We start from the raw sequence: 20889 nt of genomic DNA, 5'->3' as shown, positions 1-20889 counted from the left end.
GGTCACGATCGTGCGGCGCGGGAGTGCCGCGGTGCTCTTCGGGCCCGCTGGCACGACGGTTCCGGAGGCCGCGCGCCGCACGATCGTGACCCGCCGGTGCCCGCGGCCGGGGCGGCCCGGCGCCCATGGCCGCACCCGGGTCCCGGCCCCGTCCCGCCGGACCGGTCGGCCGGCTTGCCGACGGCGTCCGGCGGGCGGCCACCGGAGTGATGTGCGGCACGCTCCCGCCGGCGCCCGCGCGGCCCGGCGGGGGATTCCTCCTGCATACGGCTTGATCAGTGATCAAAGACGGGGAATTGCCGGGACACGGTGCATTCCGCGCATTTGACAGTGCACTGAGCGCGCGGATAGGAAGCAGCCCTGGAAGTCGAGAGGTGCACTGTGTACGAGCCGAATGTGGTCGGGGACTGGCAGGAGTACGACGAGCATGCCGGTCTGCGGGTCCGCGTCCACCGCCTGGAGCGGGCCGAGCCGCCGCGCGGACGCGACGAAGCCGCCGAGGGGCTGACGTACTTCCGTCTCCGTGTGACCGTCGAGAACCGCGGTGCGCGGCGTTTCGGCGTCCACCTGGAGGACGGGCAGATCGACGTACGGATCGGCCCCGACGGGGAGGGCGCGTTCGTCGACTGGCGCAACTCGCAGTTCATCGAGGGCTACGACATCTACCCGCTGCGCCGGGCCACCGCGGTGCTGTACGCGGCGGGACCGGAGGCCGCCCTGTCCCAGATCGACGTACAGGTGCAGCTGCGGGTCGACGACGAGTGGACCGAGCGCAGGCTGTGGACCGGCGGCATCGGTGTGTACGAGGAGTCCGTCGTCGCCGGTGTGCACACGGCGGGCGGAGCCGGCGGCCTGGCGCACCAGATCAGCAACTTCCTGCGCGACCAGGCCAAACCGGGCGCCGCCGACTGACCCGGCCGGCCCGCCGGCTGCGGCCCGGCGGCCCGTGCGTGCCGGGGCACGACCGCGGCCGCCGGTGCCCGCCGCGCCTCCTTCCGCCGCCCGCAGGCCCCGCCCGTGGCCGGCCGGCGCCGTCGCCGTGCGCGGACATCGCTGCCACGATCGGTGAGGACCGTCACGACGACCATCGGAGCGCGCTGATGACGACGGACACAGGCAGGAGCACGGCGGACGGGCGGCGGACCGGCGGAATCGAGGTGAAACCGGTCGCCGGGCACATCGGAGCCGAGATCACCGGGGTGGACCTGGCGGAGGAGCTCGACGACGGCGTGGTCGCGGAGATCCGCGCGGCGATGCTGCGCTGGAAGGTGGTGTTCTTCCGCGGGCAGCGGCTGGACCACGCCCGGCACGTGGCCCTGGCCCGCCGCTTCGGCGACCCCGTGGTGCTGCGCGGGCGGGGCAGCGTGTCGCCGCCGGATTTCCCCGAGGTGGAGACCACCGCGGACCGGCTGGAGCTCGGCGGACGGTACGGCATGGACCACGAGGAGTGGCTCCGGCGCCGCAGGCACACGCTGCTGCGCGGCTGGCACTGCGACCACGGCGCCCGTGTCGACCCGCCGGCCGCGACCATCCTGCGCGCCGAGACCGTCCCGCCGTACGGCGGCGACACCACCTGGTCCAATCTGGCCGCCGCGTACGCCGGGCTGTCGGCCCCGGTGCGCGCCTTCGTCGACGGCCTGCGCGCCGAGCACCGGCTCGGGGTCGGCTACCAGCCGAGGCCCGGCGACGACGCGTACGTCCGGCATCTGCTGGACCATCAGATCGCCACCGTGCACCCGCTGGTGCGGGTCCACCCCGAGACCGGGGAGCGGGTGCTGTTCGTCAACGGCTACTACGTCGAACAGATCCAGGGCCTCTCCCGCGCCGAGAGCGCGGCGATCCTGCAGATGCTGCTCGAGCAGGCGGTACGGCCCGAGTACACGGTCCGGTTCCGCTGGGAGCCGGGCAGCGTGGCCTTCTGGGACAACCGGGCCACCATCCACCTCGCGCCCGGCGACCACACCCGCCTCGGTCACCCGCGGATCATGCACCGGGTGATGCTCTCCGGCGACGTACCGGTCGGCGTGGACGGCAGGCCGTCCGAGCCGATCACGGGCAGTGCGCCGGGCCGCTGGTGACCGGCCCGGCCGCCCCCGTCGGCGGCGGGTCCGCCACCGACGGGGGCGGGGCCCGCGGCGGGGCTCACTCGAACCGTGAGACGTCGCCCGCCCCCCGCCGTACGATCTCGGCCTGCCCGCCGGAGAAGTCGACGACCGTGGTCGGCTCGGTGCCGCAGTCGCCCGAGTCGACCACGGCGTCCAGGACATGGTCGAGCCGGTCCTTGATCTCCCAGCCCTGCGTCATCGGCTCCTCCTCGCCGGGCAGCAGCAGCGTGCTGGACAGCAGCGGCTCGCCGAGCTCCGCGAGCAGGGCCTGGGTGACGACATGGTCGGGAATGCGCACCCCGACGGTCTTCTTCCTCGGGTGCTGCAGCATGCGCGGCACCTCCCGGGTGGCGGGCAGGATGAAGGTGTAACTGCCGGGCGTGGACGCCTTGATGAGACGGAAGACGTCGTTGTCGATCCGTACGAACTGGCCGAGCTGCGCGAAGTTCCGGCACACCAGGGTGAAGTGGTGCCGGTCGTCCAGGCGGCGGATCGCCCGGATCCGCTCGATGCCCTCCCGGTTGCCCAGGCGGCAGCCGAGGGCGTAGCACGAGTCGGTCGGATACGCGATCAGCGCCCCCTCACGGATGCTGTCCGCGATCTGGCGGATGGAGCGCGGCTGGGGGTTGTCGGGATGCACATCGAAATACTTCGCCATTCACCGAGCTTATGCCGTGCGCCGGCGGTCGCCGCGCAAGCGGCCCGTCCCGTTCCCGTGCCGTGTGCTTCCGCACGCCGCCGACGGAGCACCGTACTCCGGCTTTTCGTGCGGCTTTTCAGGAGTAGCCGGCGGATACCGGGGAACCAGCACTCACACACCGCCCGGGTGCAGCCCCCCGCCCCGGGCGCGCGGCTTCGCCGGCCGCCTCACCTCCCCCCTGTGAAACGCCGGCGAAGCCGCCCTCCTCCCGCCGGCCGCACGGTGCTCCGGATCCGGCCGCCGAGCCGTCCGCTGGTAACGTCCTCGGCCGAAAAGCCGAGGTCAAAGCCATGAACGTACGGCGGAGAAGAGGGCGGAGATGACCGGGCGCGAGGACAGGACCGACGGGAGGCCGGAAGAGGCCCCGGCAGAAGAAGACCCGCGGACGCCCTGGGCCGAGGAACTCCTCGACCAGCTGCGGCCGGGCGGACGGGACGCACACAAGGTCGTCGCCTGGCTCGCCGCCTCCGTGCACGGGACCGCCTGCCTCCTGGACGGCACCGGCACCCTCCTCGCCGGGCAGCCGCCGTCCCCGGCCGAGGGCCTGGACGAGAACCTGGTCGCGGACGTGGTCACCGGCCGGCTGGCCGCCGCCGCGCTGCAGGACCGGGGGCGCCACATCCGCCTGGTGCGTGTGGGCGGTCCGCCCGCGTCCCCGGCCGGCGTCCTGGCCGTCCTGCGCGCCGAGCCCTTCGACCGGCGGTCCGCCGACATGGTCACCCGCACCGCCGCCGTGCTCGACCTGCTGCTGCGGGCCCGCGGGACCGACGAGACCGGACGCCGCCTCGAACAGGCCACGTCCGCGCTGCGGCTGGCCGTCCTGCAACTGCTGATGGTCGAGGACACCGTCTCGGCCCGCCGGGTGGCCGCGGGCCTGTGGCCCGGCCTGCTCGACACGGACACCGCCTGCGTCTACGTCCTCGAAGCCCGCCGGGGCACACGCGACCGGCTGGCCGCCGAGTGCCTGGAGGCCACCGGGGGAAGGGCCCTGGTGGTGCGCTGCCCGGCGGTCGACGAACACGTGATCGTGCTCGCCCCCGCCGAGAGCACCGGCGAGACACTGCGCTCCCTGGTGGACGGACGGCCGCACACCTTCCTCGGCGGCAGCACCCGGCACGGCCTGGCCCGGACCGCGACGGCGTACGGGCAGGCCGTGAGCGCGCTCGCGGTCGCCCGCTTCCGCCCGGACCGCACGGCCGTGTACGCCGAACGGACCCGCCCCGAGCGCCTGATGGACCCCGAGGCACTGCACGCCTGGTCCGCCCGGCTGCTGCGCCCCCTGGACACCCTGCCGCACCACGTGTACGCCGAACTGCTCGCCACCACCCGGCTGGGCCTGGAGTTCACCGCCGTCAGCACCGCGAAGATCCTCGGAGTGAGCCGCAACACGGTGCGCGCCCGGATGGAGCGGGTCGAGGGGCTGCTCGGCACGGACTTCAGCCGTCTGACCGTCCGGGCCGCCGTCCACCTCGCCCTGAACACCCAGGCGGGTCTCGGCCACCGGACGGCCCCCGGAACGACGGCCGGTCCGGGAGCCGTCCGCCTCGGCGACCTGCTGGCCGGTCCGGCGCTGCGCGGCTGGGCGCACGAACTCCTCGGCCGCCTGACGGCCGGCACCCGGGACCTGCGCGGCACGCTGCGCGCCTGGATCGCCGCCGGCGGCAATGCCGAGCGCGCCGCGCGGCTGCTCGGCATCCACGCACAGACCGTCCGGGAGCACATACGCGGTGCGGAACCCGTTCTCCAGCGCCGGCTCCTCGACGGCGGCCGGGACCTGTACGAGGTCGTCCTGGCGCACCTCGCCGTGGGCGACCTCGAACCGCCCGCCCTCGAAGGCGGATGAAGGCGGGCATCCGGGACTCACCTGTGCACGGGTGAGTCCCCGGCCGGGCGGAGAGGGCATCGGCACAGTACCCGGCGGTTGCCCCGGGCCCGTAGATTCGTCGTGCCCGGGGACGGGACCGGCGCGGGGGACCGGTCCCGTCCCCGCGGACCCTGGGACGCCGGGCAGCCGCTGCGCCGGGCCATGTCCCCCGGTCGAACTCCTTTCCGATGGCACGGCACGGCAACTCCTGGCGGCACGGCGCGGCAAGTTGTCCTGCGGCAAGTTGTCCGGGCCTGTACGGAAATCAGGATTTCCGTATTTCTTTACCCTTTTTTGGTTTACGTTCCGCTTTCGTCCTCCCCGTCATCCGTCGGTCCCTGTCCTCGTCGCGAGCCGTTCCCCGCCCGGCTGCGGCAGCGTCCGTCCGGGCGGGCTGCGTCCTCTGTGCGGAGGCTTCCTTCCGGTCCGGCGGCGGCGCGGCGGGGGAGTCCGCGTCTCAGGGGAGCGAGTCTCGGGAGAGGGCCGGTCCGCCTCCGGCGGGAGAGGGTGGCCGCGCCCTCTGTGCGCATGAATCAGTCGCCGCGTCGCACGCATCCGCGACATCCTCTTGATGATGCAGCTGATTCGAGCGTACGATCCGCGCAATCCGCAGTCATGCGCAGTCATGCGCAGTCTTCGACCGTCAGGACGCCCTCATGGACCGCACTCGTCTGCGCCGTCTCCTCGCCCGCGAGAGCGCCGAGGCCGAACGGCGCAACCCCCGCTCCAAAGCCGCCCACGAACGCGCCGACCACCTCTTCGGCCGGGTGCCGATGACCTGGATGAACAAGACCGCCGGCGCCTTCCCCCGCTATCTGGACTCCGCCCGGGGCGCCCGGGTCACCGACATCGACGGGCACGAGTACATCGACTTCTGCCTGGGCGACACCGGCGCCATGGCGGGCCACTCGCCCGCACCCGTGGCCGAGGCGGTGGCGCGGCGGTACGCCGAGCTGGGCGGGGCGACGGCGATGCTGCCCACGGAGGACGCCGAATGGGTCGGCGCGGAGCTCACCCGGCGCTTCGGGCTCACCCGCTGGAGCTTCTCGCTGACCGCGACCGACGCCAACCGCTGGGCGATCCGGCTCGCCCGCGCGGTCACCGGCCGCCCGAAGATCCTGGTGAACAGCTACTGCTACCACGGCAGTGTCGACGAGTCGCTCATCGTCGTCGGCCCCGACGGCCGCGGCACCGCCCGCGAGGGCAACGTCGGAGCCCCCTGCGACGTCACCCTGACCAGCCGCGTCGCCGAGTTCAACGACCTGGACCGGCTGGAGCGCGAACTCGCCCACGGCGACGTGGCCGCCGTCCTGATGGAACCGGCGCTCACCAACATCGGCATCGTGCTGCCCGAGCCCGGCTATCTGGCCGGGGTGCGCGAGCTGACCCGGCAGTACGGCACCCTGCTCGTCAACGACGAGACGCACACCTTCTCCGCGGGACCGGGCGGCTGCACCGCGGCCTGGGGCCTGGAGCCCGACATGCTGACCATCGGCAAGGCGATCGGCGGCGGCATCCCGGCCGGTGCCTACGGCCTGTCCGCCGATCTCGCCGACCGGCTGCTGGACCGCACCGACCTGGACCTGGTGGACATGGGCGGCGTCGGCGGCACCCTGGCGGGCAACGCGCTGTCGGTCGCCGCGATGCGCGCCACGCTCGAGCACGTCCTCACCGACGACGCCTTCGCCCGCATGGAGAGGCTGTCCGAGCGCTTCGAGGCCGGTGTCCGGGCGGGCATCGAGACCCATGGCCTGCCCTGGTCGGTCAGCCGTCTCGGCGCCCGCACCGAGTACCGCTTCGCCTCCCCGGCCCCGCGCACCGGCACCGAGTCGGCCGCCGCCGCCGACCCCGAGCTGGAGGACTTCCTCCACCTCTATCTGGCCAACCGGGGCATCCTGCTCACACCGTTCCACAACATGGCGCTGATGTGCCCCGACACCACCGAGCAGGACGTGGACACGCACACCGAGGTCTTCGCCGCCGCCCTGTCCGAACTGCACGGCTGACGGCCGCCGTTACGCTGGGCCGAGCCGGCCGGAGAGGGAGAGCGAGACACGTGGACGAGATCGACCGGGCCATTCTGCGCGAGCTGCAGACCGACGGACGCATCGCATACGCGGATCTCGGGCCCAAGGTGGGCCTCTCCGCGTCCGCGGCCCGTCAGCGGCTGCAGCGGCTGCTGGACTCCAAGGTCGTCCAGGTGGTCGGTGTGACCGATCCGATGGCCATGGGCGGGCAGGCCATGGCGCTGCTCGGCATCGCCGTGGACGGCGATCCCCGGGTGGTCGCCGACCAGCTGGCCGAGCGCACCGAAGTGATCTACGCGGTGCTGACCTCGGGCGGATTCGACCTGTTCGTCGAGGTCGTCACCCCCGGCCCCAGGGATCTGCTGGACTTCGTCAACGACGTGGTCCGCCCGATCGAGGGCGTCCGGCAGGTGCAGTCCTTCCCGTACTTCGGCATCCACACCCACCGGTTCCTGTGGGACGTGGGCTGACCGGCAGACCTCACCCGCCCCCCGGGACGCGCCCTGGGGGCGGGTGAGGCGTGCGTCTCGGCAGTCCCGCGTCGCCGCCGTCGCCGTCCCGCCCGCCGGGACCCGCGGGCACCGGTGGGCGGGACGGGGGCTTCCGGGCCCGCGGAAGCCTCCCGGAGGGCCGTGAGCCTCAGAAGGGCGTGAGGGTCAGCCGGATCTCGCTCGGGGCGTTGTCCTCGATGTACGAGGCGAAGTCCGCCACGTCGTCGAAGGCGAACCCGTAGGCCCGGCCGTCCTCCGTGATCGAGTGCATGACCTTGGCGTAGTGGTTGGTGATCGGGGTGCGGTAGAAGGAGGCGGCGTCGGTCGTCGGCTGGGTGGCCGAGGACAGCAGGGTCGAGCGGTTGAAACCGGCGCCGAGCACCGCGGCGACCGGACCCCTCATGCCGTCGTTGGGGGCGGCGAGGGCGCCGTGGCAGAACAGGACGTCCCGGGTGGAGGGCTTGTCGAAGGCGAAGGAGGCCGGGCCGTCGAAGGTGAACCGTCCGCCGCGCACCCGGCCGGTGAAGGTGCCCGCGTTGGTCGTGACCCTGAGATCCCTGCCCGCGTAGGTGCTCCACACCTCGTCGATGTACGGCGCGAAGTAGTCCCCGGCGAACAGCCCCGCGTCCAGACCGTGTCCGGGGGCGATGACCCGCAGGTCGTCCAGGACGAGCCTGGAGAATCCCTCGGTCTGCCGCAGCGCGTTGAACGCGGCCGCCCGCCCGCCGGCGCGGACGGTGCCCGCCGTCTGGTTCCGGGCGCCGGTCAGACGGATGCTCAGCGGCACGCTGAACATGTCGACCATGGTCGTGTTGCAGAACATGCCGGCGGAGTTGAACGTGAACTCGGCACAGTCGTGCAGGACGCGGTAGTTGGGGTCCGAGGACACCCAGCCCGCCGGGTACTGCAGGGCGGGCTGGCCGTTGCCGTCGACCACGGCCTTGAACTTCAGCTTCTGGCCGAGGGCGACGTAGATCCGGCCGGACATCTGCGGCAGGGACAGCCGGGTCTCGCCGCTGCTCGCCAGGGGTATCGCGTAGTCGGTGAAGCCGTCGCTGCCGTTGTCCGACAGGGAGATCGGTGCGAGCGTCCCGTCGGGGGTGACACGGACCTGCCGGCCCCCCTGGTTGCCCACGATGTACACGTGGACGGAGGCGTTGTCGAAGGCTCCGCTGTTGTTGACGATCGTGAGCGGAAGCGTCTGCGCGGCGGACGTCCCGCTCTTCGAGACCGTGTCCGCGAGGGCCTGGGGAGCGATCGCCGCGACGGCGGGTGCGGCCACCGCGGCACCGCCGAGAGCGGCAAGGAACCTTCTGCGGCCAAGGGGACGCTGGTGTCGAGAGGCCATGTGGGGGGATCTCCTTGAAGTCGTCCGTGGGGGGTGACGGCGGGCCGGGAGAAGAGCGAGCACGAGCGCACACCAGCTCTGAGAGCGCTCTCAGGCCGCCGTTGGGCCTCGATGGTACGCATCGCAACCACTTGTGCCAACAGTTCTGACGGAGCTTCATGTCCCCGTGGTGCCCGGCCGCCTGGAAGCCGGAGGGACGCCGATCAGGGCCCGGCCCGGCGCCGGGCGGGCGCCCGGACACCGGAAATGCGCAGGCCGGGTTTGCCGGCGCTCATTGTGTGCATCCGATAAGGGCACATGTTTCCGGCGGGGAAGAAGGAGAAGAAATGGGCATCATCGCCTGGATACTGATCGGCCTGCTGGCCGGCGCCATCGCCAAACTGCTCCTCCCGGGCAAGGACCCGGGCGGCATCATCGTCACCATGTTGATCGGCATCGCGGGAGGGCTCCTGGGCGGCTGGCTGGGGAAGGTCATCTTCGGCGTCGAGTCGATCGACGGCTTCTTCGAGCTGTCGACCTGGATCGCCGCGATCGTCGGCTCCCTGATCCTGCTCGTGCTGTACCGGCTCTTCACGGGCAACCGGAGCTCCCATCGGCACGCCTGAGCCGTTCCGGCCGTGCCCGGCGCCCGTCTGCGGCGCCGGACCCTCCCGCCGGCCGTCGCCGGGCATGCCGCGGCGGACGGTACGAAAGCGCCGGGGGAACGACGGCAGAGGAACCGCGGGGGAACGGCAGAACGGCGACAGGCGTCACCGGGCCCCGGGGCCGGCACGGACCTCCGGAGGCCTTCGCACCGCGCCGTCGACAGCTGGGACGCGGTGAGGAAAGCGTGATGATCGGGACGGATGGCGGGGCAAGTGTGAAGTGCCGTTCACCAGTGGTCCCGTTCGGCCGTTCAGCAAGGCCCTTGCGCTGTACTCTCAGTCGCACCGGCCTGGTCGGCGCGGTGGAACCGGCGAATCTGGGGGATCGATGCCTGTGGAGAAGCACCTGCCCACGAAGATCGACGAGAAGGTGCCGACGGCCGCGCGGATGTACGACTACTACCTGGGCGGCAAGGACAACTACGCGGCGGACCGCGCCGCGTGCGAGGAACTCGACAAGGTCGTCCCCAGCACCCGCCGTCTCGCCCTCAACAACCGGCGTTTTCTGCAGCGCGCCGTCCGGGTGCTCGCCGAGGAGTACAAGATCCGTCAGTTCCTCGACCACGGCTCCGGTCTGCCCACCCAGGACAACGTCCACCAGATAGCACAGCGCGTCGACCCCGAGTCGCGCGTGGTCTACGTGGACAACGACCCGATGGTGCTGGTCCACGGCCGGGCCCTGTTGCAGCAGAACGAGCACACCGCCGTCATCCACGCCGACATGCGGGACACCGACGGGATCTTCTCGCACCCCGAGACCCGGCGTCTGATCGACTTCTCGCAGCCGGTGGCCGTGCTGTTCAACTCGGTGTTCCACTGCATCCCGGACAGCGACACCGACGGCCCCCTCGCGGTGGTCCGGCGGGTACGCGAACGGCTCGTGCCCGGCAGCCTCATGCTCATGTGCCAACTGGTCAGCGACGACCCGGAGGTGCGTGCCTTCGTCACCGACTTCATGGACAAGGTCACGCAGGGCAACTGGGGCCGGGTGCGCCAGGAGAAGGACGTCGCCGAGTGGTTCGAGGGCCTGGAGATCATCGAGCCGGGGCTGGTGGAGGTGTCCACCTGGCGGCCGGACAACGAGGTGGTGCCCCGTCAGCTCACCTATGAGTGGGTGGAGTTCGGCGGCATAGGGCTGGTCCGCTGAGCCGCCCCGATCAGGAGGCGGGGGAGTAGCGGTCGTCGACCGTCCTGCGCAGCAGCGCCAGCGACTCCTGGGGCGTCAGCGCCTCGTCGGCCAGCCGGTCCAGGGCGATCCGGTACTCCTCCGTCTCGTCGCGGTCCTCCAGGAAGTTGGCGCTCCTGATGTGCTCGAGGTAGACGATGTCGGGCAGATCGAGCCCGCCGAAGCGGAGATAGGTGATCGGGAAGCCGGGCGCGGACGCGTTCGTCACGTCCAACGGGATGATCTGCACGGTCACATTGGGGCGTTGTGCCATCTCGATCAGATGGCCGAGCTGTTCGCGCATGACCTCGCGGCTGCCCAGCACACGCAGCAGCACCGACTCGTCGATGACCGCCCACAGCCGCGGAGCGTCCGGACGCAGCAGCAACTGGGTTCTCCGGGTGCGCAGTTCCACGCGCCGCTGCACCTCGCTCGCCGAGGCGGTCGGCAGGCCGCGCTCCACCACGGCCCGGGTGTACGCCGGGGTCTGCAGCAGACCGGGGACGTACTGGATCTCGAAGGTGCGGATCGCGGCGGCCGCCTCCTGAAGACCGACCAGCCGGTCGAACCACTCGGGCATCAGCCGCTTGTCGTAGCGCTGCCACCAGCCGGGTTCACCGGCCCGCCGCAGCAGCTTGAGCAGCACCGAGGACTCGTAGGCGTCGGTGCGGTACAGCTTCAGCAGGGCGCGGACATCGCCCTCGGCCGGAGGACGGCGGCCCTTTCCGGACTCGATGCGCGACAGCTTCGCGGCGCTGAACCCGAGTGCTTTCGCCGCCTGGTCCTGGGACAGACCGGCGTCCTCGCGAAGGCCCGCCAGCTGGACGCCGATCAGCATCTTCAGCAGGGTCGGGGCCGGCTCGGGCCGGTCCAGATAGGGCTCGAGACGGGAGAGACGATGCGGCTCGGCGGACATCCTGGCTCCCAGTAGACCGGCAGACGTGAAAGCCACACTACCGCACCGTCCCGCCACAGGACGCATATGCCGTGCAAGACGCCAACTCCTTTGCGTCTCGCGGCAGATGCTCACAGCAGATGGTCGAACTCGCCCTCCTTGGCGCCGGCCAGGAACGCGGCCATCTCGGCCGGGGTGTAGACCAGGGCGGGGCCGTCGGGATCGCGGGAGTTGCGCACCGCGATGCCGCCGTCGGCCAGTGCGGCGACCTCCACGCAGTTGCCCTCGGCGTTGCTGTGCCGGCTCTTGATCCAACGGGCGTCCAACGAGCTTGCCCGCACTCCGTTCCGCACCGATGGCATCGCTGTCCCCCTCGCTGTCCGCACTCCGCGCCCGCGCACTTTCACGAGAAATTTCGCGTGCAATTGCACGCCGACGCCTTTGGTGTGGATAATAACCGGGACGTCAACCCCCCTGTGCACGCCTCACGCTGACGTCGCATCAGGCAGATGCGCCCCGTACGACCGCCGCTGAAAGGGCCGACGCCATGCGCACCGCACCGACGCAGCAGCCGAGCACGCAGCGCGCCGACCGCACGGCGCCCCCGAGCGGTGCGGCCACCGCCATGCCGCTGTCGGGCCTGGGGCGGGTGTCCTGGAGCGAGATCAAGGACTCCACCGGTCCCGCGACCGCCATCCCCCTGCTGCTGGCCTGTGTGGCCTGTGGTGACGCCCGTACGGCCCGCATCGCCCTGGAGGAGCTGCGCAAGCGGATCTGCCAGTACGGCTTCGTCGTGGAGCAGGCGACCGCCGCCACGGTCCCGTTCCTGTGGGAGCTCGCCCAGCTTCCGCAGGTGACCTGCCGTCCGCAGATCATCCGGCTGCTCAAGAACATCGCCGACGCCCGGCAGTGGGAGAGCGTCGCCTCGGTCTATCCCAAGGTCCTCAACCACCCCGAGAACCCGGTGGTGTGGGAACGCAGGGCACGCCAGGCGGTGCGCGCCCGGAGCGATGCGCTCTCGGTGCTGCTGGCGGACCGGGACCAGGACATCGCCCGGGCCACGGCGGAACTCGCCGACGCGCTCGCCGGATAGGGGGCGGCCCGGGTCCTGAGACCCCGCAGGGGGCGTCCCGGTCGCCCGGCGGCTCCCCGGCCCCGGCCGGCCGCGCGCGTGTTCTTCCGCCGTCCTTTCGGCGGGCCCTTCCCGGCGGTCACGGACCGTCCGCTCCCGGGGCCTTGGGGCGGACGGCAGCGCGGGTTCCCGGGTGTCTCCCGCGCACCGGAAGAAACCCTGGCCACGCGACCGAAATGCACCTATATTGCGGGTGCCTCTGCCGGGGCATGCGGCGTCCCGCCGCCATGGGCGGGAACCGCCCGGGCAAGTGCGGCCGAGTGTGAGCGGAGGTCCCGATGAGTGTCGGCCCACGGACGAACTGGCGCGAGCGCGGGGCGTGCCGCTTCGAGGATCCCGAGCTGTTCTTCCCGGTCGGGGAGGGCGGTCTGTCGCTGCTGCAGATCGAGCAGGCCCGTGCGGTGTGCCGGCGGTGCCCCGTGCTGCACGAGTGCCGGGCCTGGGCCCTGCGCAACCGTGAGTACGACGGCGTATGGGGCGGCATGACCGCACAGGAGCGCCGCGCCGCGACGGTGCGCGGCCTCGGGGGACGCGGCCGCTGAGGCATACCGGTGACGACCACCGGCCGGATCACCCGAATGCGGATCGACCGGGGCAAAGGTGTGTCGCAAGGGATTTGTTATGCATGGCACGGCGTGCCTTGGGCAGGAGCAGCAAAAAAACCATGGAGAGGGGCGCTTCGTGCTGATTCCGGACCCGAAGGTCGTCAGGACGCTGCTGACGCGGTACGCATCGCTGAAGATCGCGCAGGCGGAGAGGGAGCGGGACGAGACGGCTCGGGAGCTGGCGGACGTCAGCTACACCTTGTGCGTCATGATGGGCACTACCAGCGTCGATGAGGCGATCAGAAAGGGAGACGCCCTGCTGCTCGCCGCAGGGCGGTCGACGAGGACCGCCAAGGAGACGGACGACGAGGACGATCTCTCCCTGGCTGTCTGAGGCCGTCAGGCGTCCGTGCGGGCACCGGGACGGGCGCGGCGGCCCGCGGACCCCCACCAGATCTTTCAGTGGCACTGCGTGCCGATTTCAGGGAGTCACCGTGCGCCTGCCGTCGGTCTGTTCGTGATCCCGCGGGGCGGGGCGGGCCAGCCACTCGGCGATGGTACGGGCGAGTGGCTGGCCGGTCTCCACCTCGATGAAGCCGAACTGCCCGGACTGGTTGCACTCCAAAAACCACCAGGTCCCGTCCGCGTCCTCGGCGAAGTCGAAGGCGCCGTAGGCCAGTTCGGCCTCCCGCAGATAGGTGTGCACGGCCGCGGCCACCCGGGGCGGCACCTCGGCCGGCCGCCACGGCACGTCGGACGTGGCGAAGCGGACGTCCACCTCGTCGGGGTCGGCGTCCGCCGGGGTCTCCTTGCGCGCGGCCATCAGGGTGCCGCCGACGGCGGTCAGCCGGATGTCGGCGCGTTTGGCGATCCTGCGCTGCAGCAGGGTGGGGCCGTAGGCCACCGCACTGAAGTCCGTGTCCGGCGCGACCCGGCTGGTCGGCACCGCCCTCGGCGGCTCCTGGGGGTGCGCGCCGGAGACCGGCTTGACCACCAGGTCCGGGAAGCGCTCGGCGAACTCCCGGGCGGCCTGCGGAAACGTGGTGATCAGGGTGGCCGGCACGGGCAGACCGCTGCGCTGGGCGAGCCGCAGCTGCCAGGGCTTGTGCCGGGCGCGCCGCGCCGCGTCGGGATGGTTCATCCAGCGGGCGGTGCAGCCGCGCAGCATCCCGTAGAGGGCCTGTGAGGCCTCCTCGGTCAGCCAGGCGGAGGGCTGCGCCGCCCGGGCCGCCGGAACTCCCGGCCTGCGCACCCAGATCGAGCGCAGGCCATGGATGCTCACCAGCCGTCCGCCGGTGGACAGATGGCCGTGGAAGGAGCCGTGGACGTACTCCCCCGAGAGAGCGGCACCCGCGGTCAGATCCGCCGGGTCCAGCCGGACCACCGGGACGGAGGCGGCGTTCAGGTGCATCACCACCATGTCCGCCGTCACGTCCTCCTGGCCGGTCAGGATCAGTACGGTCATCGTCGCGGGCCGGGTTCAGTCGTCGAAGTGCGTCTTGGAGCCCGCGGTGGAGGTCGTGGTGCCCAGCTCTCTGAGAAGCGCGTGGTCGGACGCGGCGATCCGCCCGTCCGGCATGACGTTCAACTGCAGCCCGGAGTCGTAGACGTACGGCGTGGTCGCTTCCCGTTTCACTGCCGGACGTGCGTAGTTGAGCGCGAACGGTTGCATCGTCTCTCCCCTGTCGGTGCAGCCGAGATCAAGCGGTGGTCGTCCTTGCGGCGTCGCTTGGTCCGCTGATTTTCGGGTCCCGCCCACTTATACGAATCGAACGGGTGAATGGTTTCCTTACGAGGCGTAGTCATGGGCGTCCGCGGGTCCGCGACGCCCGGAACGTCCCGTTCGGCGGGCCGGGGAGAGCGGCCGTTCGCCTCCGGCGGCGCGCAGCGAACGCAGCGCCAGGAGCAGGACGCCGATGTCGTCCAGGTACACCGGATCGGGCAACAGGTCCACCGGCAGGACCAGATACGCGACGGCACCCCAGAAGACCCAGCGCGGACCCGTGGGAAGACCGGCGCGGCGCAGAGCGCGCCGGGTGCGCACCAGCCGTACGCACAGGGCGACGGCCGCACCGAGCACGACGGCCGCGAGCACGGCGGCCACCAGCAGCACCTTTTCGGTGGAGTCCACGGTCCTGCCCCTTCCTGCCGTCCTGTTCACCGGCGGCTGCTCCTGCCGGATGCCCGGCCGCCGTGCCTTTCGACCGCCGGGCGGGGCACGGGCGGGGTCACCCGACTGCGCCGCCCGGGTCGCACGCCGTGGAGAGGCATTCGGTAATGGTCAGGGTAAATGGCGTGTCGCCCTCGGGGGCGCAGCGGCGGCCGCATCCCTGCCATGGAGCACAGATGACCACCCGCACCCCACCACCCCAGTCGAACCAGTCCGCCATCGCCTTCCTCGAGGAGAGCCACTGGTCCGGTCCGCCCGGTGGCACGGCGGGAGGCGGGGAGGACGGCAGCGCGGACGGCGATCCGCTCAGTGGGCTGGTCCGGGCGGTCGCCGACGACCGTCCGGTGGAGGAGCTCGTCCGGCTCGTCGCCCTTCTGGAGGACAGACCCGAGTACACCGATGCCGTGCGCCACGCCCTGCGCACGGCCGCCCTGCGCCGGCCCGTGGCGGACGTCGCCCGGCTGGTCGCCGAGCTGACCCGGCCGCCGCGCCCGGCCGACAGCGCCGACGACGCGATCCGCGCCGCGGTCATGAGCCGCTGTGTGGCGGACGTCGCCCGGCTGGTGACCCTGCTGCACCGGATACCGCAGCAGACGCACTGCGCATGGGAGGCGGTCCGTACGGCCGCCGCCGGCCGCACGGTCGAGGACCTGGCGCAGCTGATCGGGCGGCTGGCCCAGGAGCGGCACGACGGGACGTGCGACGGGACGTACGGCGAGGCGCACGGCGCGACGCGCGACGGGCCGTGCGCCGCACAAGCCGCCGAGGCCCCTGAAGAGGCCCCGGGAACCGTGGAGAACGCCGGGGCCGCAAGGACTGCGGAAGCCGCGGGGACCGCACAGGCCGCGGAAACCGCGGGGGCCGTGGAGGAGCAGCCGGCCGCCGGCGGACCGGAGAAGCCGGGGAAACCGGCGAAGAGGCCCAAACGCCCCGTCTTCTGGCCCGGTTGGGTCGCCGCGGCGGCGCTCGTGGTGTGCGGCGCGGCGCACTTCCCGACGCGGTGGGAGGGCGCGCCCGTCCTGCTCTGCCTGCTCGCCCTCGCCGTGTCGGGGCTGTGCGGGGCGCTGGCCCTCGTACTGGCCCTGCGCACCGGTGTCGTGGCCCTGGTGACCGGGGCGGTGCTCCCCGCGGTGCTCGCGGCGGCCGGCTATGTCGAGGGCAGGCTCGTCTCGGCCGGACTGACCCGGGCACTGGAGATCACCGTGGCGCCGCCGCGCAGCGCCGGGCTCACCGCGGTGTGCGCCTCACTGGCCTGCCTGGCCGCGCTGACCCTGCTGCTGATGGTCCAGGTGGCCGAGAGACATCCCCCGCCCCGGCCGGTCGCGCCGGGTTCCCCGGGGATCGGTCCGCCGGTGCCGTGAGCACCTCGGCGACGCGGCGGCGCGCCCCGGACCGGGCTCAGTCCCCGGTCCGGGGCCGCGTGGGCCAGACGGGGGGTCCGGCGGCATCGCCGGAGCCCGTGCCGGAGCCCGTGCCGGAGTCGGTGCCGGAGCCGTCGTCGGTCAGGGGGGCCGTTCCCGTCCGGGAGGTCCCGTCCGCACCGGCGCCGGGGCGCAGCGACAGGGCCGTGTCCTTCAGCCGTCCGAAGCCGCGCGCCAGCTGCTGGAGAGGCAGCCCCATGGACATCCGGCCCGGCTTCCTCGCGGGCAGCGCCCCCTTGGCCTCCGCCTCCCGGTAGGCGGCGAGCGCCTCGTGGGCCCGCTCGGCGGCCTCCCGGTACAGGTCCCGGGACTTCGTCATCGCCTCCAGGGCCTCGGCGTACATGGCGGCGAGCTTGCGCGCGTGGGCGAGCTCCTCCTCCAGGGTCATCAGGTGCCAGTCCTCGCGCAGCGCGGTCAGCGCCTCGTCGGCGCCGGGCGGCAGGGGCCGGGGCAGCGCGGCGAACCGTGTGATCGCGTCGAGGAGTTCCGTGGGTTCCGAGCCGTCCAGGAAGACACTGCGCACGGAGAACGCGTTCGCGTCGTAGCCGGGCGCCGCCGGGCTGCCGGGCAGGACGACGGCGCCGCCGCGGGGAACCCGGGTGCCGAAGTCGTCCAGCACCCAGTTGACGGCCCGGAACCGGTGCGGTGCGGCACGGTGCTCCACGACCCGGTGCCGCAGGCTCTCCGGCAGCAGCCGCACCAGCGGCAGCCGGCCGCGCTCGTCCGGCGTCATGGCCTCGTGCACGACGACATGGACGATCCAGGGGTCCCGCACCGCGTGCTTCAGGACGCGTCTGAGCTCCTTGTCGTCCTCGGGAAGGGAGTTGACGTCCCCGAGCCGCAGGCCCGTGACGGCCTCCCGGTCCCAGCCGGCGTCGGGCGGCTGCGGCCAGAACATGGCGGCGGGAGAGGGCCAGCGCAGGTCCCAGGGCTGCTCCGCCTCGGCCATCAGCACCCATTCCCGCACCTGTCGGAGCCCGGAACCGCGCGGGGGCGACAGGGCGAGCCGGGCCCGCACGGTCACGTCGCCGGGCGCGAGCCAACGGGCCTCGAAGACCGGTTCACGGGCGGAGTCGGCGTCCTTCGGCACGAGGTGGTCCTGGAGGACGCCCTCGGCCTTCAGCCGCTGCAGATGACGCCGTACGGCGTCCACCGCGGCCGGCCCTTCACAACGGCCGCGGGCCGGCCACACCGTGGGCGGGGCCGGAGGTCGAGAGGTAGCAGAGTTCGACATGGCCAATCTGGGAGCGGAGGCGTGCCTATTCAGTATCGCCACGTCGGATCATGCCCGATCCGGCGGGGTCGACGCCCGTCCTGCCACGCCGGCGGTCCCGGCACCGCCCGTCCGCCGCGGCCGTGCGCGTGCCGCGGCGGGCGCGGTTCAGCCGCCCTTGTCCACGCGCCGCTGGTCCCGTTCGTCCCAGGTGCGGGTGTCCCGGGGCTCCACGTAGGGCTCCTCGTCCGCCGGATGCCCGCCGTCGATCACACGCTGACGCGTCAGTTCGGCGTCGAACTCCAGGCCCAGCAGAATGGCCAGGTTGGTCACCCACAGCCAGACGAGGAAGATGATGACGCCCGCCAGAGTGCCGTAGGTCTTGTTGTACGAGCCGAAGTTCGCGACGTAGAAGGCGAAGCCGGTCGAGGCGGCGAACCAGATCAGCAGGGCGAGCAGGCTGCCCGGGGTGATCCACCTGAAGCCGCGGACCCTGGCGTTGGGCGCCGCCCAGTACAGCAGCGCGATCATCATGGTGACCAGCAGGACGAGAACGGGCCACTTCGCGATGGACCAGGCGGTCAGCGCCGCGTCCCCCAGGCCGATCAGGGCGCCCGCCTGCCGGGCCAGGGGACCGGTGAAGACGACGATCAGGGAACTGGCCACGGCGAGCACCATCAGGGTCATGGTCAGTGCCACCCGCAGCGGCAGCACCTTCCACACGGGGCGTCCCTCGGGGATGTCGTAGACCGCGTTGGCGGCGCGGATGAACGCCGCGACGTAGCCGGAGGCCGACCAGATCGCGCCGAGCAGACCCGCCACCGCCAGGACGGAGCCGAGGCCGGCGTTGCTCTGCAGCTGCTGCACCGCGTTGGTGATGATGTCCCGTGTCGCGCCCGGTGTGAGTTTCTGCAGGTTGTCCAGCACCTGGGCGGTGGCCGACCGGCCGACCACACCGAGCAGGGAGACCAGCACGAGCAGCGCCGGGAACAGCGACAGCACCGCGTAGTACGTCAGGGCGGCGGCGCGGTCGGTCAGCTCGTCCTCCTTGAACTCCTTCAGGACGCGGCGGAGGAGCGCGTGCCAGGAACGGCCGGGCAGGTCGGTGGGCGAGTCGGGAGCGCGCCGCTCGACCGCGGCGTCGGGCCCGGCCGCCTCGGTCCCCGTCTCCGGTCCGGGGTCCTGAGCCCGCCCGCCGGCCCTGTCGCGCGTCCCGGTGTCCTTGCCGGCGGAGTGATCCCGGCGGCCGGGAAAGTGCAGACGGTTCATGAGGTCCGGGTGTCCCCGCTCGCCATGAACACGCGTGGCATTCGGGTGTACGACCGCGCCCCGCCGCCGTTGCCGTGCCGTCCCCGCGCCCGCCGGGTGCGGCGGGCCCGGGGCCCGCTCCGCGTACCAGCCGTCCCAGGGGGTGAAGCGGACGTTCCGCTCGGAGAGGAAGGCGTCCACGGCCTTCGGGGCGGGAAGACCGGGGTGTGCGGACGGCCGTTCGCGAAGCCGTCGGGCAGACGGGAGACCGTCTCGCCGGCGTCGCCCCCGGTGCGGCCGATCGGGCCCACGGGGCCGCGCCGGATCCAGCCGGTGACGTACCGGGACCGCACACGCTCACCGGCCCCGGTGACGATCCGGCCGTCCTCGCCGGGGATCCCGAGCGGGGGAGACCCGAGTCGGTACGCGGATCCGTTCCATGAGGCCGTCGAGCCGGCCCATGGCCCGGCCGGTCGGCAGGACGGCACGCCTTCCGTCGGGCATGGTGGAGCTGTGATCGAACTGGCCGTGGGCTTCGCCGTCGCGGGAGCCGCCAGCAACGCCCTGGGGACGGTCTGCCAGCGCAAGGCGGCCTCCACCGTCGCGCGCGGCGGCGGACTGCGCCTGCTGCTCGCCCTGGCCCGCCGCCCGGTCTGGCTGGTCGGCATCGGCGGGGTGACGGGAGCCGCCCTGTTCCAGGCGCTCGCCCTGGTCAACGGGCCGTTGGCGCTGGTCCAGCCCCTGTTCGTCCTGGAACTGCCCTTCGCCCTGCTCATCGCCGTCCCCCTGCTGCACAGCGGACTGCCCCCCGCGGGCTGGCGGGCCGTGGCGGGCGTGGTCGCCGGTCTCGCGCTGCTCCTGGTCTCGGCCGCCCCCGCCGGAGCGAAGCACCAGGCGTCCATGGAGCGCTGGATCCCCGCCCTGGCACTGTGCCTGGGGGCGATGGCCACCGCGGTGGTCCTGGCCCGGACCGGGCGCTCCGCGCTGTTCCGCGCGGCCGTGCTGGCCGCGGCCGCCGCCATCGGCAACGCCCTGACCGCCGCGCTGCTGAAGTCCGCCACCGGCACCTTCGCCGCCTCGGGACTCCCGGCCTTCCTGACCGCCTGGCAGACCTACGGCTTCGCCCTCACCGGGGTCGGCACCCTGCTGCTGCTGGAGAACGCCCTCCAGGCCGGTGCGCTCGAGGCCTCCCAGCCGGCCCTGACGATCGGCGACGCGACGGTCAGCCTGGTGCTGGGCGTCACGCTGTTCGACGAGCGGGTCCGTACCGGCTGGTGGCTCGTGCCGGAGGCGATCGGGGTCGGGCTGATCCTGTGGGGCGTGCTGCGGCTGACCCGTGTCGTCCCGCACATCCAGCAGACCCTGGTCGGCGAGGGCGGGGCCCGGGGCCGTGCGGAGGACCGCACGCCCCGGCGGTCGCCGGACGTGTGACGGCCCGGACCCGGAACCCGGCCCCGCCGCCCACGCCGCCGGCGGGCCCCGGGCCGGGGGCCCGCCCGGAGCACGGTGGCGCGGTCAGCCGGGGAAGCGGCCGGCGGAGCGCAGGGCCCAGCGGCGCTCCGCATAGGCGAGGTCGTCCCGCCACAGCCGTCCCGCTGCCGCCCGCATCAGCGGCCGCAGCAGCGGCGCCGCCCGGCGGGCCGCGGCGAATCCCGGCCGGTCGGAGACGGCCACCACCGCCTCCACCACGGCGGTGCGCGGCCGTCCCCGCGGGTCCGGGCCGAGCGGGGTGGCATGGGTCTCCACCACCGAACCCCGTCCCTCCCCCTCGGTGATGCGCATGACCACCGTGCGCGGCCCGGGGGCGGTGAACACCGCCCGCACGGGCACCACCAGACGCCCCGCGACCTTGAAGGAGACGTCGACGGTGAACCCGTCCTCGTCCTCCCCGCCGCCGTCCTTCCCGTCCCCCCCGGCGCCC

21 protein-coding genes and 2 pseudogenes are annotated in these 20889 nt (G+C 72.8%); 12 read left to right on the top strand and 11 right to left on the bottom strand.

The genetic code is table 11. The annotated features are described in order from the left end of the window. The first annotated feature begins 381 nt into the window (after window positions 1–381). Complete coding sequence (locus tag CCN35_RS24395) at window positions 382–912, top strand: hypothetical protein (RefSeq protein WP_067390814.1); 531 nt, start codon at window positions 382–384, stop codon at window positions 910–912. 188 nt (window positions 913–1100) lie between these two features. Continuing rightward, the gene (locus CCN35_RS24390) at window positions 1101–2078 is read left to right on the top strand and encodes a TauD/TfdA dioxygenase family protein (protein ID WP_086794370.1); all 978 of its coding nucleotides are present in this window, start codon (window positions 1101–1103) and stop codon (window positions 2076–2078) included. Between the two features lie 64 nt (window positions 2079–2142). Here the strand turns inward: CCN35_RS24390 and CCN35_RS24385 are convergent, their stop codons facing one another. Next, window positions 2143–2763, bottom strand: a complete 621-nt coding sequence (locus tag CCN35_RS24385) for an L-threonylcarbamoyladenylate synthase (protein ID WP_067390820.1) — start codon at window positions 2761–2763, stop codon at window positions 2143–2145. Between the two features lie 361 nt (window positions 2764–3124). Here CCN35_RS24385 and CCN35_RS24380 point away from each other — a divergent pair. The 3 genes and pseudogenes from CCN35_RS24380 to CCN35_RS24370 all read left to right on the top strand — a co-directional run bounded on the left by CCN35_RS24380 (window position 3125) and on the right by CCN35_RS24370 (window position 7166). After that, window positions 3125–4683, top strand: a pseudogene (locus tag CCN35_RS24380) (helix-turn-helix domain-containing protein). A gap of 642 nt (window positions 4684–5325) precedes the next feature. After that, window positions 5326–6675, top strand: coding sequence for a transaminase (locus CCN35_RS24375; RefSeq protein ID WP_067390826.1), 1350 nt, complete (start codon window positions 5326–5328; stop codon window positions 6673–6675). Window positions 6676–6725: 50 nt separating this feature from the next. After that, window positions 6726–7166, top strand: a complete 441-nt coding sequence (locus tag CCN35_RS24370; protein WP_067390829.1) for an Lrp/AsnC family transcriptional regulator — start codon at window positions 6726–6728, stop codon at window positions 7164–7166. A 169-nt stretch (window positions 7167–7335) separates the two neighbouring features. Here the strand turns inward: CCN35_RS24370 and CCN35_RS24365 are convergent, their stop codons facing one another. Further along, window positions 7336–8535, bottom strand: coding sequence for a glycoside hydrolase family 64 protein (locus CCN35_RS24365; RefSeq protein WP_067390831.1), 1200 nt, complete (start codon window positions 8533–8535; stop codon window positions 7336–7338). A 326-nt stretch (window positions 8536–8861) separates the two neighbouring features. Between CCN35_RS24365 and CCN35_RS24360 the strand changes: the two genes are divergently transcribed. Beyond that, entirely contained in the window at window positions 8862–9140 is a 279-nt protein-coding gene (locus CCN35_RS24360) for a GlsB/YeaQ/YmgE family stress response membrane protein (protein WP_067390834.1), read from the top strand. 367 nt (window positions 9141–9507) lie between these two features. Continuing rightward, window positions 9508–10326 carry an SAM-dependent methyltransferase gene (locus tag CCN35_RS24355; protein WP_067390837.1) on the top strand — a complete coding sequence of 273 codons (819 nt, stop codon included), beginning with the start codon at window positions 9508–9510 and terminating at the stop codon, window positions 10324–10326. Between the two features lie 10 nt (window positions 10327–10336). On the opposite strand, the gene CCN35_RS24350 is transcribed toward CCN35_RS24355, so the two are convergent. Further along, complete coding sequence (locus tag CCN35_RS24350; RefSeq protein WP_067390840.1) at window positions 10337–11260, bottom strand: helix-turn-helix domain-containing protein; 924 nt, start codon at window positions 11258–11260, stop codon at window positions 10337–10339. Between the two features lie 110 nt (window positions 11261–11370). Then, window positions 11371–11601, bottom strand: a complete 231-nt coding sequence (locus CCN35_RS24345) for a DUF397 domain-containing protein (protein WP_067390843.1) — start codon at window positions 11599–11601, stop codon at window positions 11371–11373. A gap of 185 nt (window positions 11602–11786) precedes the next feature. On the opposite strand from CCN35_RS24345, the gene CCN35_RS24340 reads away from it, so the two are divergent. The 3 genes from CCN35_RS24340 (at window position 11787) to CCN35_RS24330 (ending at window position 13310) form a co-directional block, all read left to right on the top strand. After that, window positions 11787–12332 carry a hypothetical protein gene (locus tag CCN35_RS24340; protein ID WP_067390845.1) on the top strand — a complete coding sequence of 182 codons (546 nt, stop codon included), beginning with the start codon at window positions 11787–11789 and terminating at the stop codon, window positions 12330–12332. Window positions 12333–12649: 317 nt separating this feature from the next. Continuing rightward, window positions 12650–12913, top strand: a complete 264-nt coding sequence (locus tag CCN35_RS24335) for a WhiB family transcriptional regulator (RefSeq protein ID WP_067390848.1) — start codon at window positions 12650–12652, stop codon at window positions 12911–12913. Window positions 12914–13052: 139 nt separating this feature from the next. Further along, complete coding sequence (locus tag CCN35_RS24330) at window positions 13053–13310, top strand: DUF5133 domain-containing protein (protein WP_067391193.1); 258 nt, start codon at window positions 13053–13055, stop codon at window positions 13308–13310. An 87-nt stretch (window positions 13311–13397) separates the two neighbouring features. Here CCN35_RS24330 and tgmB read toward each other — a convergent pair whose 3' ends face one another. The 3 genes from tgmB to CCN35_RS24315 form a co-directional block, all read right to left on the bottom strand. Further along, on the bottom strand, window positions 13398–14381 hold the full coding sequence (tgmB, locus tag CCN35_RS24325) for an ATP-grasp ribosomal peptide maturase (protein WP_067390851.1): 984 nt from the start codon (window positions 14379–14381) through the stop codon (window positions 13398–13400). 15 nt (window positions 14382–14396) lie between these two features. Continuing rightward, entirely contained in the window at window positions 14397–14588 is a 192-nt protein-coding gene (gene tgmA, locus CCN35_RS24320) for a putative ATP-grasp-modified RiPP (RefSeq protein ID WP_067390854.1), read from the bottom strand. 117 nt (window positions 14589–14705) lie between these two features. Beyond that, the gene (locus CCN35_RS24315; RefSeq protein ID WP_067390857.1) at window positions 14706–15047 is read right to left on the bottom strand and encodes a YkvA family protein; all 342 of its coding nucleotides are present in this window, start codon (window positions 15045–15047) and stop codon (window positions 14706–14708) included. A 215-nt stretch (window positions 15048–15262) separates the two neighbouring features. On the opposite strand from CCN35_RS24315, the gene CCN35_RS24310 reads away from it, so the two are divergent. Then, on the top strand, window positions 15263–16447 hold the full coding sequence (locus tag CCN35_RS24310) for a hypothetical protein (protein ID WP_079129587.1): 1185 nt from the start codon (window positions 15263–15265) through the stop codon (window positions 16445–16447). A 37-nt stretch (window positions 16448–16484) separates the two neighbouring features. Here CCN35_RS24310 and CCN35_RS24305 read toward each other — a convergent pair whose 3' ends face one another. The 3 genes and pseudogenes from CCN35_RS24305 to CCN35_RS29720 form a co-directional block, all read right to left on the bottom strand. Next, window positions 16485–17741: a hypothetical protein gene (locus tag CCN35_RS24305; RefSeq protein WP_245863405.1), complete on the bottom strand. Its 1257-nt coding sequence runs from the start codon at window positions 17739–17741 to the stop codon at window positions 16485–16487. 147 nt (window positions 17742–17888) lie between these two features. After that, window positions 17889–18989 (bottom strand): YihY/virulence factor BrkB family protein, encoded by a 1101-nt coding sequence (locus CCN35_RS24300; RefSeq protein WP_067391199.1) that lies wholly within the window; start codon window positions 18987–18989, stop codon window positions 17889–17891. 99 nt (window positions 18990–19088) lie between these two features. Next, a pseudogene (locus tag CCN35_RS29720) lies at window positions 19089–19366 on the bottom strand (pyridine nucleotide-disulfide oxidoreductase); the annotation flags it as partial. Window positions 19367–19481: 115 nt separating this feature from the next. On the opposite strand from CCN35_RS29720, the gene CCN35_RS24295 reads away from it, so the two are divergent. Further along, the gene (locus tag CCN35_RS24295; RefSeq protein ID WP_086794365.1) at window positions 19482–20399 is read left to right on the top strand and encodes a DMT family transporter; all 918 of its coding nucleotides are present in this window, start codon (window positions 19482–19484) and stop codon (window positions 20397–20399) included. Between the two features lie 84 nt (window positions 20400–20483). Here CCN35_RS24295 and CCN35_RS24290 read toward each other — a convergent pair. Then, window positions 20484–20889 (bottom strand): DUF5914 domain-containing protein (locus CCN35_RS24290; RefSeq protein WP_245863404.1); only part of this gene is annotated, 406 nt, incomplete at its 5' end.

The organism is Streptomyces thermovulgaris (assembly GCF_002155915.1).
Classification (GTDB): domain Bacteria; phylum Actinomycetota; class Actinomycetes; order Streptomycetales; family Streptomycetaceae; genus Streptomyces; species Streptomyces thermovulgaris.
The sequence above is the reverse complement of the archived record's forward strand: the minus strand, read 5'-3'. Positions and strand labels throughout refer to the sequence as shown.